Source organism: Sphingomonas sp. PP-F2F-G114-C0414 (assembly GCF_003688595.1).
Taxonomy (GTDB): Bacteria; Pseudomonadota; Alphaproteobacteria; order Sphingomonadales; family Sphingomonadaceae; genus Sphingomonas.
The window spans coordinates 519,803-537,699 of sequence record NZ_RCWT01000011.1; the positions used below are offsets into that span (position 1 = coordinate 519,803).

Genomic DNA, 17,897 nt, shown 5'->3' on the forward strand with positions numbered 1-17,897 from the left:
GACCATTTCCGGTCAGCTATGCAGCGACCGGCGGAACGTCTCGGGCAGGAACACGAGACCCACGAGCGCCGTCACCGCGCAGGCGAGGATCGGGTACCAGAGCCCGTAATAGATATCCCCGGTCGCCGCGACCATCGCGAACGCGGCGGTCGGCAGGAACCCGCCGAACCAGCCATTGCCGATATGATAGGGCAGCGACATCGAGGTGTAGCGGATCCGCGTCGGGAACAGCTCGACCAGCAGCGCGGCGATCGGGCCGTAGACCATCGTAACGTACAGCACGAGCAGGACGAGGATCGCGACGACCATCGGCTTGTTGATCTGCGCCGGGTCTGCCTTTTCGGGGTAGCCCACCGCGGTCAGGGCGGTCTTCACCTCGGTACCGAACGCCTTGATCGCTGCCGCCTTTTCAGGACCCGTAACGACAGCCGGATTGACGACCGGGATGGTCGTGCCGCCGATCTTGATCTGCGCGACCGTGCCGGCGGGGGCGATCACGTTCGCATAGGAGATGCCGGCCTTTGCCAGATACGCCTTGGCGATATCGCACGAGCTGCTGTCGAACTTGTTCTTGCCGACCGGATCGAACTGCACCGAGCATTCGTCCGGATTGGCCACCACCGTCACCGGCGAATTGGCCTGCGCGGCATAGAGCGCCGGGTTGGCGGCCTTCGACAATGCATGGAACAGCGGCATGTACGTCAGCGCGGCGAGCGCGCAGCCGGTCAGGATGATGTATTTCCGCCCGATCTTGTCCGACAGCCAGCCGAAGAAGATGAACGCGGGCGTTGCGATCAACAGTGCGATCGCGATCAGGATGTTAGTGGTCGGCCCGTCGACGCGCAAATTCTTCTCGAGGAAGAACAACGCGTAGAACTGGCTGGTGTAGAACACGACGCCCTGGCCGACGACCGCACCGAACAGCGCGATCAGCACGACCTTGAGGTTGCTCCACTGCCCGAACGCCTCGGTCAGCGGCGCCTTCGAGGTCTTGCCCTCGTCCTTCATCTTCTGGAAAACCGGGCTCTCTTCGAGCTGCATGCGAATCCAGAGCGACACCGCGAGCAGCGCGATCGAGACGATGAACGGGATGCGCCAGCCCCATGCCGCGAACGCCTCTTCGCCGACCAGCGTGCGGACACCGATGACGATCAGCAGCGCCGCGAACAGCCCGAGCGACGCGGTCGTCTGGATGAAGCTGGTGAACAGCCCGCGCTTCTTGTCGGGCGCGTGCTCCGCGACATAGGTCGCAGCGCCACCATATTCGCCACCGAGCGCGAGGCCCTGCAACAGGCGCAATACCACCAGCGCGATCGGCGCGGCGACGCCGACCGACGCGTAGCTCGGGAGCAGGCCGACCAGGAAGGTCGACAGGCCCATGATCGCCATCGTCACGAGGAAGGTATTCTTGCGCCCGACGACATCGCCGATCCGCCCGAACACCAGCGCACCGAACGGCCGCACCGCGAAACCCGCCGCAAACGCCGCGAGCGCGAAGATGAACCCGGTGGTCTCGTTGACGCCCGAGAAGAACTGCGCGGTGATGATCGTCGCGAGCAGGCCGTAGAGGTAGAAATCATACCATTCGAACACCGCGCCGAGCGACGACGCGATGATGATGAGCGGCTGGCTCTGTTTCACGTGCCCAAGGGGCGATGCGTCCCCTGTTGTCGTCGCCATGGCGGTATCCTCTCAGATGGGTTGGGTGGGGATTCTGCTGCGTTGGGCAGTCAGAACCCGTATTTGAATGCGAATTCGAGGCGGTCGAGCGCGCCGGTGTCGCCCGAGACCAGCTCGCGGACCGCGTGGCGGTACTCCACGCCGATGTCGAAGCCCTTGCCCGGCGACCAGAACAGGTTGCCTGCGCCGCCATAGGACTTGGCGTTCGCCAGCCCCGTGACGATCACGCCCGCCGGATAATTGGCCGACTGGTAGCTGCCCATGAGCGTCGAATGGATCGCATCGGTCCAGCCGATCCGCAGTGCCGCGAAGCCCGCGAAATTGTCGATCCGCTCGAGCTGCGTCGCGGTGCCGCCGTAGATCGCGTCGGGCACGTATCCCAATCCCAGATAGCGGCCGATGCCCTGCCCGTAAGTCGCCATGAAGCGCAGGTCGTGACGCTTGCCGATGGGAATCTTGCCGGACCCGGAAACGCCCCAGCCGAAGGCGGTATCGCCGCTCCCCAGCGTATCGGTGCGCAACTCGCGCGCGAGGCCGGCGAGCGCGAAATCGCCGAATTTCGGCTTCCAGTTCACCCGCGCCACCACGTCGGGCAGGCGATCGTCATCCGTGTCGACCAGCGCCGCGTTGGCCGGCAATGCCGTTTCCGTTTCGGGGTTCTCGGCCGCGATCTGCAACGTCAGGCCGGATCGCAACGGGATGGTATAGCGGACCTGCGCCTGGCGGTTGAACACGGTGCCGTCCAGCGGTCCGACGAAATCCGTCGTCTCCGGCAGCACCGCGATGTTCTGGAAGGTCGACCATTCCTGCCCGACCAGCAGGTTGCCATATTCGATGAAGCCGCGGCGGAAGGTGGGCGTGTAGGGGTTGGTCGCGCGCTGCGCGCCGACCGGCGCCGTCGCGAGCGCGAAATCGAACTCCACCAGCGTCTTGATGTCGGTGCCGTTCATCGGGGTCGACGTGCTGAACTGCAGGCGGGTCTGGCGCGCGGAGAGCAGCAGATCCTGTGTGGAGAACCCGCCGCCGACCGGAATCTGCTGCGGCAGGAAGAACTCCTTGCCCAGCCCCCCGACCGCGGCCTCGCCATCGCTATAACGGCTGGCAATGACGTTGAGGCGAACGAAGCCGCCCAGCTTGACCGTCGTGTTGCCCACGCGAAAACCATCGGTCGGTGCCGAATTTGCCGCGACAGGCTTGGCCTGGGCCACGTTGGTCGCGCCGGGCGATCGGCCTGGCGACTCGGATGCCACGCTCATGGGGGTCGTGCTCGTGGAAGTCGCGCTCATGGTAGTCGGGGCGATCGGCGCCGCGGCCGTTGCCCGCGCCGCGGTCAGCTCGCCGCGCAGATCCTGCACCGCGGCTTCGAGCGCCTTCAACCGTGTCTCGAGCTCGACTTCGCGCGCGGTCTGCGCCTGCGCGATACCCGGTACCAGCGCAGTTCCCGCCAGCAACGCCGTCAAGGCCAGCCTCGTCTTGAATGCCATCGGTGTCATCCCCGTCTCCGCGCCCTCCCACTGGTCTTACGCGTGGGATAAGCCTTGTGATCATGGCGCATTGCGAACCTGCGTCCATCCCTTACTTTGGTTAGGGATGATCGTGCCGACACGACCGCGTACAGCGCGGCAAAAGGAGAGCCAGATGACCGAGGCAAGCTATCCCGTCCCCGCGGCATGGGCGAAGGACGCCCTGATCGATGCCGCCGCCTATGACCGGATGTATGCCGAGGCCGCGACCGATCCCGACGCGTTCTGGGCGAAGGAGGCCAAGCGGCTCGACTGGATCGTGCCGCCGACCAAGATCAAGGACACGTCGTTCGACGAGAGCGACTTTCACATCCGCTGGTTCGAGGACGGCCAGCTCAACGTTGCCGCCAACTGCGTCGATCGCCACGCCGACGCGCGCCCCGACGCGACCGCGATCCTGTGGGAAGGCGACGATCCCGCCGACGACCGCAAGATCAGCTATGCCGAACTGCGCAACGAGGTGTCAAAGCTCGGCAACGCGCTGAAGGCGAAGGGCGTCAAGAAGGGCGACCGCGTCACGATCTATCTGCCGATGATCCCCGAGGCGGCGTTCGCGATGCTCGCCTGCGCGCGGATCGGCGCGATCCATTCGGTGGTGTTCGGCGGCTTCTCGCCCGAAAGCCTGTGCAACCGCATCCACGACTGCGACAGCCGCATCGTCATCACCGCCGACGAGGGTCTGCGCGGCGGCAAGACCGTGCCGTTGAAGGCCAATGTCGACGCCGCGCTCGACCACGGCGACCTCGCGGTCGAGACCGTCATCGTCGTCCGTCGCACCGGCGGCAAGGTCACCATGACCGAAGGCCGCGACTGCTGGTATTCGGAGTGCGTCGAGGGCCAGTCGACCGACTGCGCCCCCGAGCCGATGAACGCCGAGGACCCGCTGTTCATCCTCTACACCAGCGGCTCGACCGGCCAGCCCAAGGGCGTGCTGCACTCGACCGGCGGCTATCTGGTATGGGCGTCGATGACGCACGAATACGTCTTCAACTACCGGCCCGGAGAGATTTTCTGGTGCGCGGCGGACGTCGGCTGGGTCACCGGCCACACCTATTCGCTGTACGGCGCGCTCGCGAACGGCGCGACCACCGTGATGTTCGAGGGCGTGCCGAACTATCCCGATCACAGCCGGTTCTGGCAGATCGTCGACAAATACCAGGTCAACATCCTCTACACCGCCCCGACCGCACTGCGGTCGCTGATGCGCGAGGGCGACGACTGGGTGACGCGCACCAGCCGCAAGTCGCTGCGCTTGCTCGGCTCGGTCGGCGAACCGATCAACCCCGAGGCGTGGAACTGGTATCACACCGTCGTCGGCGACGGCCGTTGCCCGATCGTCGATACCTGGTGGCAGACCGAGACGGGAGGGCACATGATCTCGCCTCTCCCGGGTGCGACCGCGCTGAAACCCGGCAGCGCGACCAAACCGCTGTTCGGTGTGGTGCCGGAACTGGTCGATGCGGACGGCAAGGTTCTGGAGGGCGCGGTCGAGGGCAATCTCGTCATCGCCGACAGCTGGCCGGGCCAGATGCGGACCGTGTGGAACGATCACGAGCGCTTCTTCCAGACATACTTCTCGACCTACCCCGGCAAGTATTTCACCGGCGATGGCTGCCGCCGCGACGAGGACGGCTATTACTGGATCACCGGCCGCGTCGACGACGTCATCAACGTCAGCGGCCACCGCATGGGCACCGCCGAAGTCGAGAGCGCGCTGGTCGCGCATTCGAAGGTCGCCGAAGCCGCGGTCGTCGGCATGCCGCACGACGTGAAGGGCCAGGGCATCTACGCCTACGTCACGCTCAACGCGAACGCCGAGCAGAGCGAGGACCTGCGCAAGGAACTCGTCCAGTGGGTCCGCCGCGAGATCGGCCCGATCGCGACCCCCGACATCCTCCAGTTCGCGCCGGCCTTGCCCAAGACCCGCTCGGGGAAGATCATGCGCCGCATCCTGCGGAAGATCGCGGAGAACCAGCTCGACCAGCTCGGCGACACCTCGACGCTCGCCGATCCCGCGGTGGTCGATGCGCTGATCGCGGGCCGCGAGGAGGCCATTCCCGTACCGGCATGACGCGCACGATCCTCATCGCCGACGATCACCCGCTGTTCCGCCAGGCGTTGAAACTGGCGGTCAGCCGCGCCGCGCCCGACGCGGTGGTGATCGAGGCGGGGCAACTTTGCGAGGCGGTCGACGCGGTGCGTGGGGCGGTGCGTCTCGATCTTATCCTGCTCGACCTGCGCATGCCGGGCTCCGAAGGCTTTGCAGGCGTCGCGCTGCTCCACGCCGAACGGCTCGACACGCCGATCATGGTGATCTCCTCGGCGGACGAAGCCGAGGCGGCACCGCGTGCGCGGGCGTATGGTGCGATCGGCTTCGTCTCCAAGACCGCCGACCTCGCCACGCTGGAAAAAGCCGTAGCCCGAGCCCTCGCCGGCGAACGCGATGCGCCGATCGAAAGTGCCTCTGTCGATGACATGGCGACGCGTGTCGCGAGCCTCACGCCAACCGAACTCAAAGTCCTCCTCGGCGTCCTGGCCGGCCGCCTGAACAAGCAAGTCGCCTTCGACCTCGGCATTTCGGAGGGCACCGTGAAGGGTCACATGACCGCGATCCTGCGGAAACTAGGCGTCCAGAACCGCACGCAAGCCGTCCTCGCGGCGCGCGCGATGGACATCCACTTCGCCGATTAGCCGCGCACCGTCTGCCCCTTCCCCCACCGTCATCCTGACGAAAGTCAGGACCCAGGATACCACCCACCCCGACCGTGGCTCTGGATCCTGACTTTCGTCAGGATGACGGCGTGTGCCCGTGCCCCAATCCTCCCCCTTGCGGGAGAGGATCAACTCCCACGCGCCGCGGCCGCGGACGCATCTTCAATAAACCGCCACAAATCCGCCGGCACCACCGGCTTCGTCAGCACCACCAGCCCCACACACCGCACATCCTCCGCCACCGTACGATCCGCCGTCACCAGCGCAATCGCCGGCGCCGGCACCATCGCCCGCAACCGCGCAACCACGTCGAGCCCGTCCTCCGCCTCGTCCAGATGGAAGTCGACGAGCGCCACGTCCGGCTCCTCATCCGCCGCCAGTTCCATCGCCTCGGCGATCGTCGCTGCGAGCAACGGCACGCACCGCCGCGCGCGCAACGCCGCATCGAGCGCCGCGAGGATCGTCGCGTCGTTGTCGAGACACAGCACCCGCAACCCCGGCACCAGCGCACGGCTCGCCAGAGGCGTCGGCAACAAAACGTCCAGCCCGGCCGGCGCAAGCGGCACCCGCACCGCAAACGTCGTCCCCCGCCCCAGTTCCGACCGCAACTCGACCGCCGACCCGAGCAGCCGCGCGATCCGCCGGACGATCGCCAGCCCCAGCCCGACGCCACCGCCCGCGCTGCCCTTGCTCTCGAGCCGCTCGAACTCCTCGAAGATCCGCTCGCGGTCCGCCGCCGCGATCCCCGGCCCGTTGTCCCGCACCTCGATCAGCACATCGTCGCCCCTGCGCCGCGCCCCGATCCAGATCCGCCCATCCGCCGAGTAGCGCACCGCGTTCGACAGGAAGTTCTGCAGGATCGAGCGCAGCAGCGACCGATCCGTCGCCACGCTGAACGCCCCCGGATGCGCCGCCAGCACCAGCCCGCGCTCGCCCGCCAACGGCCGGAACTGCACCGCCAGTTCCTCGATCAACGCCCCCAAAGCAAACCGCTCGACCTTCGGCACGACGCCCCCGGCATCGAGCCGCGACACATCGAGCAGCGCGCGCAGCAACGTATCCGCCGACCCGATCGCGCCATCGATCGCGCGCACCAGTTCCGCCTGATGCGGCGCCCTGTCTTCGGCAAGCGCCGCGCAGAACAGCCGCGCCGCATGCAGCGGCTGCAGCAAATCATGGCTTGCCGCCGCCAGGAACCGCGTCTTGTCGCGCGTCGCGGTCTCGGCGATCGCGCGCGCCTCGCCGAGCATGTGGTTCGACCGCGCGAGGTCCTGCGTCCGCGCCGCCACCCGCGCCTCGAGATCGGCCTGCGCCTCCTTCTCCGCGGTGATGTCGGTGAAACTCTGAACGTAGCCGCCGCCCGGCATCGGCCGCCCGACCATCTTGATCCAGCGCCCCGACGGCCGCTGCCGCTCGAAACTATGCGGCGTCCCGCGCGCGAGGTGCGCCACCCGCCGACCGACATGCGCCGCGATATCGCCCGCGATGCCCTCGCGCTCGGCATTGTAGCGGATCAGGTCGGCGATCGAGCGGCCGACCACGACATAGCCCTCGGGATAGTCGAACATCTCGACATAGCGCGGATTCCACGCGACCAGCCGCAGGTCCGCATCGATCACGCTGACGCCCGGATCGATCGTCTCCAGCGTCGCGGACAATAACGTGCGCGAAAACCGCAGCGAGCGCCCGCGCTGGTCGAGCAGCCGGACAACGTCGCTGACGTCGATCGCCGACCCGGCGATGCTCGACGCGACGATCTTGCGCGCCGATGGTGCGCCGATCACGCCTGCGATCAGCCGCTCGGCGGTGCGCGCGGCGGGGCCGTCGATCGGCGCGCGCGGATCGGCGGACACCAGATCCAGCGCCAGCGCCTCGGTATCGCCGACGAACCTGGCCACGAGCGACTTCAACTCGCCGAGCGTCGTGACGTGATCGAGCGCGCTGTTGCCGCGCTGGCGTTCGCGGACGTGCAAACCCGCCATCAGCGCGACGTTGATGCCGAGGCTCCACACCGTGCCGTTGACCAAAGGCGAACCGATCCGCCAGCCGAGCAACGCATCGGGATCGAGCCACCCGCGCGTGAACTGCGCCAGCGCCGGCCCGACACCCTCGCCGATCGACGGCAGCAACAGGCAATAGATCCAGACGATCACGCCCCCGACCAGTCCCGCGCGCGCGGCGGTGTGGTTGGCGAAGTTCCACCCGACCGTGGCGATCAGCGCAGGCGCGAACTGCGCAACGCCGGCAAACGCGATCAGCCCGATCGATGCGAGCGGCAGATCCGCGCCGAGACTTCGTCCATACACCAGCGCGACCGCGACGATCGCCGCGATGATGAGGCGCCGCACGCGCAGCATCCGCCGCCCCAGCTCACCCTCGCCCGCCTCGCCGTGGCGCCGGAGCAGCAGCGGCGCGAGCAGGTCGTTGGTGGCCATCGTCGACAGCGCGATCGTCTCGACCACCACCATCGCCGTCGCCGCGGAAAAACCACCGAGGAACGCGAGCAACGCAACAACGTGCTGACCCTGCTGCAACGGCACCGCGAGCACGTAGAGATCGGGCTCGGCATCGCCCGGCAACAGCGTCATGCCCGCCAGCGCCAGCGGCAGCACGAGCAGCGAGATCACCACCATGTACGCGATGAACGGTCCGCGCGCTCGGGCGACCGCGTCGGGCCCGCGCGCCTCGATCACCCCGACATAGAATTGCCGCGGCAGACACAGGATCGCCAACGCCGACAGCAATGTCCGTACCCAGAAATCCGACGACAGCGCCCCCCAGGTGAAGCCCGCCCGGAGCCGCGCCAGTGACGGCGCCAGCGTCGTCGCCGGTACGTCGACGAGCAACGCCATCGTCACCACGCCGAGCACGACGAAACACAGCAGCTTGATCAGCGATTCCGCCGCGATCGCCGCGATCACGCCGGGATTGCGCCCCGCCACCTCATACCGCCGCGCGCCGAACACGATCGCGAACACGGCCAGTAGCAGCGCGACGAACGTGCCGACCTCCGCCGAACTGCCGACGCCCGCGATCGCGCCGAAGCTCAGCGTCACCGACCGCAACTGGAGCGCGATATACGGCACCGACGCGAGCAAGGCCGTGCCCGCGACGATCGCCGCGGTGCTGCGACTGCGCCCGTACCGCGCCGAGATGAAGTCCGCGATCGAACTCGATCCCTCGTCGCGCGCGAGCTTCACCAGCCGCGCGAGAAACTTCGGCGCGAGCAGGAACACCAACGCCGGCCCGAGATAGATGGCGAGGTAATCCCAGCCGCGCGTCGCCGCGGTGCCGACCCCGCCGAAGAACGTCCAGCTGCTGCAATAGACCGCAAGCGACAGCGGATAGGCGACCCGCCCGAGCCGCTGCGACAGGCCTCGCCGATCGACCACCCAGGCGATGCCGAACAACACCGCGCAATAGGCGATGATCGCAAAGATCACATTCGGCCCGCTGATGGCCCCGCTCCCGGTCTGCTCGATATCGTCGTGGAAGAGTCAGCCTACGCGTTCGCCCTGCTGTTGCAATGCAACGTGACGGCAGACGCACGCACGCCGGCGGTCTTACGGCCGCACGATCGTCGCCGTCGAATAGGCCGAGAGCGTCCGCCATCCCAGCCGTTCGTACAGCGCGCGCCCCGCTTCGGTCGCGACCAGCAGTTCGGGCGTACCGGGATAATGCCGCGCACCCTGAAGCGCCGCCATCACCGCGCGGCCCAATCCCTGCCGACGATGCGCGGGCGCGGTCGCGATCCGGTCATAGGCGAAGGCGGCGGGTGTTTCACCCGCATAGCCGCTCGCCGCCAGCGTGCCGTCCTCCGCCACTATCGCACCGCGATCACCGCATCGTGGCGGACGACGTCGATCGCGTAGGCCTCGACCGGGGCGGCCTCGAAGCGCGCGCCGCTGCTCTGCATGAAGAAATTGCCGCCTTCGACCTGCCAGCCGCCAGGGAGGATCGATCGGAGTTCGTCGGCCTCTCCACACAGCTTCAGCAAGTAGCGGGGATCCTGAAGACCGCGGGCAAGCGCTGGCAATCCCGGCCCGACCGTCCGAAACACCCAGCGGCTGATCTCCGCCTCGGTGCCGGTATCGACCCGGAAACCACCCTGGTCGGCGACCGGCTGCGGTACCCCGCGCGCCAGCGACCGGCCGCAAAGCCACGCATACACAAGGCCGGGATCGACGCCTCTGGTGTTCATCGTCACTCGCGTTGCAACAGCGGCACGCCGGTATCGAAGGCGGACGACCGTCTGACAAGACCTCACACTCTATACAGGCGCCGACCGCGAACACCGCAAAACCCCGGCGGCCGAAGCCACCGGGGTTCTGTCCGTCCGCATCGGCGGACGGGTCCGATCGGCACCGACACCCTTTTGGGGGGGGCGGTGCCGGTGCCGTTTCGGATTACTGAAGCAGCTTCAGGACGCTCTGCTGGCTCTGGTTGGCCTGGCTCAGCATCGCGGTCGATGCCTGGCTCAGGATCTGTGCCTTGGCGAGGGCGGTCGTCTCCGACGAGAAGTCGGTGTCTTCGATCCGGCTCTTGGCGTCCGACAGGTTGGTCGAGTTCGAGGTCAGGTTGTTGACCGCCGACTGCAGCTGGTTCTGGGCCGCACCGAGGTTCGCACGACGGTTCGAGACGTTCGAGATCGCCGTGTCATAGTCGGAGAGCGTGCCGGCCGAACCGGTTGCCGTCACGACCGTGCCGAGGCCCGTGCCCGCAGCCTTGAGGTCGCCGCCGAGAGCGAGATCGATCGCATCGGTCGAGTTCGCGCCGGCCTGGATCTTCACCGTGCCGCCAGTACCCGCCGAGCCGTCGAACAGCGCCACGCCGTTGAACTTGGTGTTCGTCAGGACGTTGGTGATCTGGGTCGACAGCGCGTCCTGCTCGGCCTTGATGTTCAGGATGTCGCTGGCCGAATACGTGCCGTTGCCCTTCTGGACTTCGAGTTCGCGCATACGCTGCAGGTTGTTGGTGACCTCGTCGAGCGCGCCTTCAGCGGTCTGCGCCATCGAGATGCCGTCATTGGCGTTGCGGATGCCCTGGTTCATGCCCTTGATCTGCGACGTCATCGACGTCTTGATCGCCATGCCGGCTGCGTTGTCCTTGGCCGAGTTGATGCTCTTGCCGGTCGACAGACGCTCCATCGAGGTCGACAGCGCCATGCTGGCTGCGTTCGAAGCGTTCGCGGCGCGCATGGCCGAGATGTTGGTACCGATGACAGTCATTGCGAAATCTCCGTAAATTTTCAGACGATCCGCGCCGCCCCCGTGGCGAAGTGCCGATCTATCGAAATGAGTAACGGCCGGGTCCGCGCGGGCTTTAGAAAAAAATCGCGCCGGAAATTACAGCGGGATCGAATCGGCAAATCACGCCGTCCCGACCGCCGGCCGCCAAAGTCTTCTACGCGGGCGCACGCGAGCGAACGCGGTCGCACGTGTCCGCGCAGCCACGCCCGGAAATATTCTGCCGGCAGGCGGCAGCATTTAACCAGTAGTTTACCAGCAATGCGGCATTCCCCGACTCGTCCAAGGGGAACACCATGCGATCGATTTTTCCATCAGCCGCAGTCACTTCGCGAAAATATGCGCTGGTCTCGTCGCTGCGCGCGCAGGGCTTCGGCGTGGGCTCGTTCGAAACCGGCCAGCCAGGCGCGAACGACCTGTTCCTAGTGGCGGATGGCGAGGGCATCACCGCCCCTGCCCGTACCGTGGTGATCGGCTGCGAGGGGCGCCAGGTGACCCCGTCGCGCGACGGCACGCCGGCCCGGATCAGCTTCACCGCCGAGGACGCCGCAGTCGGCAACGGCTTCGCGCGCGCACTGATCGGTGGGCCCGACATGCCGACCGCCGCCGACCCCGAATCACTCGCGCTGCTCGCCCTGGCCGAGCGCGTCGCCGCCGCCGACATCACCGTGCTGATCAACGGCCCGACCGGCACCGGCAAGGAAGTGCTCGCGCGTGCCATCCACAACGGCTCGGCGCGGAAAGACAAGCCGTTCATCGCGATCAACTGCGCCGCGCTCCCCGAATCGATGCTCGAGGCGCTGCTGTTCGGTCACCAGAAGGGCGCGTTCACCGGCGCGTCGAGCGGTGGCGACGGGTTCTTCCGTGCAGCGAATGGCGGCACGATCTTGTTGGACGAAATCGCCGAGATGCCGCTCCAGCTGCAGGCAAAGCTGCTCCGCGTGTTGCAGGAGCGCGAAGTCGTGCCGTTGGGCGCGTCGGTGCCGCAGCCGATCGACGTCCGCGTCATCGCCTGCGCCAACCGCGACCTTCATGCCGAAGTTGCCGCCGGCCGGTTCCGCGCGGATCTCTATTACCGCCTCGCGGTGTTCCCGCTCGCGACCAAGCCGCTGGCCGACCGCCCGCACGATATTCCCGCGCTCGCCGCCACGCTGATCCTGCGCCATGCCGGCAACCGCACGCTCATTCCCTGGCCGAGCCACGCCGCGATCGAACAGCTGATGCACCATGACTGGCCCGGCAACGTCCGCGAGCTCGAGAACGTGATCCAGCGCGCGTTGCTGTTCTGCGGCGGCGACACGATCGAGGCGAACCACATCGTGTTCGATCGTCCGGTGTCGCTGACCTTCCAGCGCAGCGTGCCGATGGCGTCGATCATTCCCGCCGCGGCCGTCGCACCGGCCGAGCCCGAAACCCGGGGCAGCCCCGACACCTTGGGTAACATCGTCCAGATGAGCGAGTTCGCCGCGATCCGCGAGACGCTGAAGGCGTGCAACGGCAGCCGGATCGAGACCGCCAAGCGCCTCGGCATCTCCGAACGCACGCTGCGCTATCGCCTCGCCAAGGCGCGCGAGCAGGGTGACGATATCGGCAGCGTCCATAACTGGGCAGCCTCGGCATGAGCGGTGTTTCGGGCATTGGCGGCGGCGCGATGAGCGTCGACCGCGTGATGGCGCTGCGCTCGCAGATCCTCGAGCGCAACCAGGCGCTGTCGCGGGCCGGCGCCACCGGCAACGCCGCGCCGACCGAAGCGGTCAAGCCGGTCAGCTTCGTCGACACGATGGAATCGGCGCTCAAAAGCGTCAACGAAGGCCAGACCCAGGCCGCCAAGGTCAGCGAAAGCTATGAGCGCGGCGAAACGGTCGACATCGCGAAAGTGATGCTCGCCCGCCAGCAGGCGTCGGTCGGGTTCGAGGCGACGTTGCAGGTCCGCAACAAGCTGCTGTCCGCCTACAAGGATATCATGAGCATGCCGGTCTGACATGAGCACCGCACTCATCCCATCGCCCGGCGGCACAGAACGGTTCGCCAACCCTCTCCAGCAGATCAAGAGCGCGTTCGCGCAGCCGGCGGTCCGTCGTTCGCTGCCGATGGCGCTGATGGTCGGACTCATCGCGGCCGCTGCGCTCGCGTGGATGAGCCTGTCGACGCCGACGCAGAAGACGCTGTTCAGCGGCCTGCCCGATTCGGACAAGGCCGCGGTCACCTCCGCGCTGACCACCGCGAACATCAAGAGCCATATCGACGACGGTACCGGCGCGCTGACGGTGTCCGAAGAGGACTATAGCCGCGCGAAGATGCTGCTCGCCGGCCAGGGCCTGCCCAAGGCTGCACCTGGCGGGTATGCGATCCTCGACCAGCTGCCGATGGGCGTTAGCCGCGCGGTCGAAGGCGAACGTCTCCGCCAGGCGCGCGAGTCCGAGCTCGCCAAGTCGATCGAGGAGATCGATGCGGTCGCCGAGGCGCGCGTGCATCTTGCGATGCCTGAAGCCTCCGTGTTCGTCCGCGACAACGCCGCACCGTCGGCGTCGGTGATCCTGAAATTGCAGGGCGGCCGCTCGCTGAGCGATGCGCAGGTCAGCTCGATCATCAACCTCGTCGCCTCGTCGGTGCCGGGGATGAAGCCAGAGGCGGTCACGATCGTCGACCAGATGGGCGCGCTGCTGACCAAGAGCGGTGGCGGCGATGGTGCCGGTGCTGCGAGCGACGCCCGGATCGATATCCAGCGCCGGATCGAGGACAAGTATCGCACCCAGCTGATCGCGCTGCTCACGCCGCTGGTCGGCGCGGGCAACTTCACCGCCGAGGTCCAGGCCGACGTCAATCTCGACGAAAGCCAGGCGACGCGTGAAAGCTACGAGAAGCAGGGCGTATTGCGCGCCGAGACGGGCAACTGGACGGGCAACCAGAAGGAAGGCGCGGCCGCCGGCCCCGGCGGTATTCCAGGCGCACTCAGCAACACGCCGCCCTCGGCCAGCACCTTGTCGACCCCGCAGGCGCAGAACGGCAATCCCGGTCCCCCGGTCGCGGGCGGTCCGGCCCCGGATCCGATGAAGCAGTCCGACCAGTATCAGCGCGCCTACGACCTTGGCCGCGAAGTCTCGGTCACGCGCGCCACGCCGGGCGGGGTCAAGCGCCTGTCGGTCGCCGTCCTCCTCCGCGATCCCGACAAGACCCGCCGCACCGCGATGGAGATCACCCAGATCAGCGATCTCGTGAAGAGCGCGGTCGGCTTCGATCAGGCGCGCAACGACAATGTCACGGTGATCAGCCGCAAGTTCGCTGGCGCCGATGCGTCCGCGACGAGCGGCCCCGCCTGGTACGACAACGCCTGGCTACCGGTGCTCGCACGCAACGGCACCGCGATCGTCATCGCGCTGCTGGTGCTGCTGCTCGGCGTCCGTCCGATCGCCAAGGCGCTGATGAAGAAGCGCGACGACGCCACGACGCGTCCCGCCTTCGGCCAGCCGATCGGCGAGGTCGATGGCGACGGCGCGCCTGCCGGCATCGGCGTGGCCGCCCCCGTTAGCCTCGACCAGCTCGAGAACACGCGTGGCTATGACGACCGGATCGGCGCAGTCCGCGGTTTCACCCGCGACAATCCGACCCGCGCCGCGCTGGCGGTACGCGACATGATCAAGGCGGACGCGAAGTGAGCGAGGTCGCCATCAGAACCTACACCGGCGTCGAGCGCGCAGCGGTCCTGATGATGCTGGTCGGTGAGGAAGAGGCTGCGGCCATCCTCCAAAAGCTCGAGCCCGAGGAAGTGCGTCAGCTTGGCGCGGCGATGTTCAAGGTCGCCGACGTCTCCGAACAGGAAGTCGAGGACGTGCTCGACGATTTCGTCGGGCATGCCCGCGAACGCACCGCGATCGGCTTCGACCCGCGTCCCAAGATCGAGGCGGTGATGAACCGTGCGCTCGGTCGCGAAAAGGCCGAAAGCGTGCTGGCGCGGATTACTCCCGCCGAAGCCGCGTGCGAACTCGAACTGCTCGACTGGCTCGACGCGCCCGAGATCGCCGCGATGATCGAGAAGGAGCATCCGCAGATCGCCGCGGTCCTGATCGCCAATCTCGACGCGTCGATCGGCGGCCAGGTGCTCGAACTACTGCCCGACGCGGTCCAGCCCGACATCCTCCACCGCATCGCGCGGCTCGGGCCGATCACGCCAGAGGCGGTCGATACGTTGCGCACGTTGCTCGCCAATCGCACCAGCACGTCGTCGGCGGGCGCGGGCGTGACGCTCGGCGGCACGCGCGAGGCCGCCAAGATCCTGTCGGGCGCGCGCAAAGCGACCGAACAGCGCGTCATGCCCAAGCTGTTCAAGATCGACCGCGATGTCGCCAAGGCGATCGAGGAGGCGATGTTCATCTTCGACAATCTGCTCGACCTCGACGACAAGAACCTGGGCACGCTGATCCGCAACGTCGACAGCGAGATCCTGACCAAGTCGCTGAAGGGCGTCGACGAGACGATCCGCAACCGCTTCCTCGGCTGCATGTCGGCGCGCGCCGCCGACGGCATCCGTGACGAGATGGAGGCGCGTGGGCCGATGAAGCTCGCCGAGGTGCTCGAAGCGCAAAAGGCGATGATCGCGATCGCACGCGGGCTCGCGAAGGACGGCACGATCCAGATGGGCGGAGGCGAGGACGATTATGTCTAACGGGTTCACCGCAGGCTTCGCGTCGCGCCACACCACCGCGGCCAACGTCCTCGCCAGCGCGTTCGCCCCACCTTCGGGGTTCGCCGCAGCAGATATCCGCGCCCGCGCGACGATCCGGCCTGCCAATGATTTCGGGCACGCGTTCACCGCCGAATCCGTCCGCGACGCCGCGGGGGATGCTGGTACACCGCGTCACTTCAGCCCGGCCGACAAGGACGTGAACCCGACCGCCGGCTGGGATCCGCTCGATCCGGTCAGCGAATCGTCGTTCATCGACCCGCTCGCCGCCGCACACGCCGCCGGCTACGAGGAAGGGCTTGCCGCCGCTGCGGCAGCCGCTCGCGATGCCGGCGCGCGGGACGCGACGTTGCTTGGCGATCTCGCCACCGCACTCGGCGCCGATCGGATCGATCGCGAGCGCATCGCCGGACAGCTCCGCCAGACCGTCCTGTTCCTCGTGTCGAAGGTCGTCGGCGAAGTCGGGATCGCACCCGACGTGCTCGCCGGCCGTATCGAAAACGCCGCCGAACTGCTCGCCGACGGCGCCGAATCGGCGTTGCTGCGTGTCCACCCCGACGACGTCGCGCTGCTCGAAGGCCGCTTGCCGAAGTCGATCTTCGCGGCGGGCGACCCAAGTGTCGCACGCGGCAGCTTCATCCTCGAAAGCGCCTCGACGATCGTCGAGGACGGTCCGGAATTGTGGCTCGATCAGCTTGCGCTGGCGATCGACCGCGTGCCGGTGCCCAAATGTTGAACCGCTTCACCGCCGATTATCTCGAGACCCTCTCCAACGCCGATTTCGTCGCCAAGCCCAAGGTATCGGGCCGCCTAGCCTCGTTCGACGGCCTGCTGATGGAAGCGGTCGGGCTGACGTTGCCCGTCGGCACCGTTTGCCAGGTCGGCGAAGGTGCTGCGAGCGTCGAGGCCGAGGTCATCGGCTTCCGCAACGGCCGTACGTTGATGATGAACCTCGGCGGCGCCGCCGCGCTGCTGCCGCGGGCGCCAGTCAAGCCGATCGGTGCGCCCGGCGAGGCCGAGGTCGGCCCTGCGCTGCTCGGCCGCGTCGTCGACGGCGCCGGCAAGCCGATCGACGGACTCGGCCCGATCCGCGGCGCCGGACGCTGGCCGCTCGCGGGGAAACTCCAGTCGCCGCTGGATCGGGGCCGCGTACGCGAACCGCTCGATGTCGGCGTCCGCGCGATCAACGGCCTGCTGACGATCGGTCAGGGCCAACGGGTCGGCATCATGGCCGGCTCGGGCGTCGGCAAATCGGTGCTGCTCGGCATGATCGTTCGCGCCGCGCAGGCCGACGTGATCGTCATCGGCCTGATCGGCGAGCGTAGCCGCGAAGTCGCCGACTTCCTCGAGACCAAAGTGGCCGGCGAAGCGCGCAAGCGCTCGGTCGTCGTCGCCGTCCCCGCCAACCATTCGCCCGTCCTCCGCATCCGCGGCGCGCTGCGGGCGCACGCGATCGCCGAAGCCTTCCGCGACGAGGGCAAGAAAGTCCTGCTCATCATGGATTCGCTGACCCGCGTCGCGCATGCCGGTCGCGAGATCGGCCTCGCGCTCGGCGAACCCGCGTCCGCACGCGGCTATCCGCCCTCTGCGATCGCGATGCTGCCGAACCTGATCGAGCGCGCTGGCGTCGACGTCCACACCGGCGGCTCGATCACCGCGATCTACACGGTACTGGCGGATGGCGACGACGGCAACGATCCGGTGGTCGATTCGGCGCGCTCGATCCTCGACGGACACATCGTCCTCAACCGTCAGCTCGCCGAGCGCGGCGTGTACCCGGCGATCGACATCGGCCCGTCGGTCAGCCGCGTGATGACCGACATCGTCGACGCCCCCCATGCCGCGGCCGCCCGCACGCTGCGCCGCCACCTCGCCACCTACGAGGAGAACCGCGATCTCGTGCTGATGGGCGCGTATCGCCACGGTGCCGATCCGGCGATCGACGCCGCCATTGCCTGCCACCCCGCGGTCATGGAATATATCCGCCAGGACGCCGACGAGAACGTCTCGCTCGACGATGCCGTGGCCGAACTGACCGGCGTCTTCGGCGGTTGA

At 67.5% G+C, this 17,897-nt stretch carries 14 protein-coding genes; 8 read left to right on the forward strand and 6 right to left on the reverse strand.

What is annotated here, in order from left to right; genetic code table 11:
• Positions 1 to 12: 12 nt before the first annotated feature.
• Together C8J47_RS11510 and C8J47_RS11515 are read right to left on the reverse strand one after the other, a co-directional pair.
• Complete coding sequence (locus tag C8J47_RS11510) at positions 13 to 1,680, reverse strand: MFS transporter (protein WP_121885749.1); 1,668 nt, start codon at positions 1,678 to 1,680, stop codon at positions 13 to 15.
• Between the two features lie 50 nt (positions 1,681 to 1,730).
• Positions 1,731 to 3,164, reverse strand: coding sequence for a DcaP family trimeric outer membrane transporter (locus tag C8J47_RS11515; protein WP_310886129.1), 1,434 nt, complete (start codon positions 3,162 to 3,164; stop codon positions 1,731 to 1,733).
• Between the two features lie 154 nt (positions 3,165 to 3,318).
• Between C8J47_RS11515 and acs the strand changes: the two genes are divergently transcribed.
• Both acs and C8J47_RS11525 read left to right on the forward strand, forming a co-directional pair.
• Complete coding sequence (acs, locus tag C8J47_RS11520) at positions 3,319 to 5,274, forward strand: acetate--CoA ligase (RefSeq protein WP_121885883.1); 1,956 nt, start codon at positions 3,319 to 3,321, stop codon at positions 5,272 to 5,274.
• Complete coding sequence (locus tag C8J47_RS11525; RefSeq protein WP_121885751.1) at positions 5,271 to 5,894, forward strand: response regulator transcription factor; 624 nt, start codon at positions 5,271 to 5,273, stop codon at positions 5,892 to 5,894. Before acs ends, C8J47_RS11525 begins: the two co-directional genes overlap by 4 nt.
• Before the next feature lie 149 nt (positions 5,895 to 6,043).
• On the opposite strand, the gene C8J47_RS11530 is transcribed toward C8J47_RS11525, so the two are convergent.
• The 4 genes from C8J47_RS11530 to C8J47_RS11540 all read right to left on the reverse strand — a co-directional run bounded on the left by C8J47_RS11530 (position 6,044) and on the right by C8J47_RS11540 (position 11,143).
• Positions 6,044 to 9,358 (reverse strand): PAS domain-containing hybrid sensor histidine kinase/response regulator, encoded by a 3,315-nt coding sequence (locus tag C8J47_RS11530; RefSeq protein ID WP_259467497.1) that lies wholly within the window; start codon positions 9,356 to 9,358, stop codon positions 6,044 to 6,046.
• 120 nt (positions 9,359 to 9,478) lie between these two features.
• Positions 9,479 to 9,739, reverse strand: coding sequence for a GNAT family N-acetyltransferase (locus C8J47_RS19195; protein ID WP_183129077.1), 261 nt, complete (start codon positions 9,737 to 9,739; stop codon positions 9,479 to 9,481).
• Complete coding sequence (locus C8J47_RS19200) at positions 9,739 to 10,116, reverse strand: hypothetical protein (protein ID WP_183129078.1); 378 nt, start codon at positions 10,114 to 10,116, stop codon at positions 9,739 to 9,741. The genes C8J47_RS19195 and C8J47_RS19200 overlap by 1 nt, the downstream gene beginning before the upstream one ends.
• Before the next feature lie 205 nt (positions 10,117 to 10,321).
• The gene (locus C8J47_RS11540; RefSeq protein ID WP_056054167.1) at positions 10,322 to 11,143 is read right to left on the reverse strand and encodes a flagellin; all 822 of its coding nucleotides are present in this window, start codon (positions 11,141 to 11,143) and stop codon (positions 10,322 to 10,324) included.
• A 314-nt stretch (positions 11,144 to 11,457) separates the two neighbouring features.
• Between C8J47_RS11540 and C8J47_RS11545 the strand changes: the two genes are divergently transcribed.
• The 6 genes from C8J47_RS11545 to C8J47_RS11570 are packed head-to-tail and all read left to right on the forward strand — an operon-like array spanning position 11,458 to position 17,897.
• On the forward strand, positions 11,458 to 12,783 hold the full coding sequence (locus C8J47_RS11545) for a sigma-54-dependent Fis family transcriptional regulator (protein ID WP_121885753.1): 1,326 nt from the start codon (positions 11,458 to 11,460) through the stop codon (positions 12,781 to 12,783).
• A complete protein-coding gene (gene fliE / locus C8J47_RS11550) occupies positions 12,780 to 13,142 on the forward strand; it encodes a flagellar hook-basal body complex protein FliE (protein ID WP_056054162.1) in 363 nt (120 codons plus the stop codon). Before C8J47_RS11545 ends, fliE begins: the two co-directional genes overlap by 4 nt.
• Position 13,143: 1 nt before the next feature.
• Entirely contained in the window at positions 13,144 to 14,817 is a 1,674-nt protein-coding gene (gene fliF / locus C8J47_RS11555) for a flagellar basal-body MS-ring/collar protein FliF (RefSeq protein ID WP_121885754.1), read from the forward strand.
• Positions 14,814 to 15,824 (forward strand): flagellar motor switch protein FliG, encoded by a 1,011-nt coding sequence (fliG, locus tag C8J47_RS11560; RefSeq protein WP_056054156.1) that lies wholly within the window; start codon positions 14,814 to 14,816, stop codon positions 15,822 to 15,824. Before fliF ends, fliG begins: the two co-directional genes overlap by 4 nt.
• Complete coding sequence (locus C8J47_RS11565) at positions 15,817 to 16,578, forward strand: FliH/SctL family protein (protein WP_121885755.1); 762 nt, start codon at positions 15,817 to 15,819, stop codon at positions 16,576 to 16,578. The genes fliG and C8J47_RS11565 overlap by 8 nt, the downstream gene beginning before the upstream one ends.
• On the forward strand, positions 16,572 to 17,897 hold the full coding sequence (locus tag C8J47_RS11570) for a FliI/YscN family ATPase (RefSeq protein ID WP_121885756.1): 1,326 nt from the start codon (positions 16,572 to 16,574) through the stop codon (positions 17,895 to 17,897). The genes C8J47_RS11565 and C8J47_RS11570 overlap by 7 nt, the downstream gene beginning before the upstream one ends.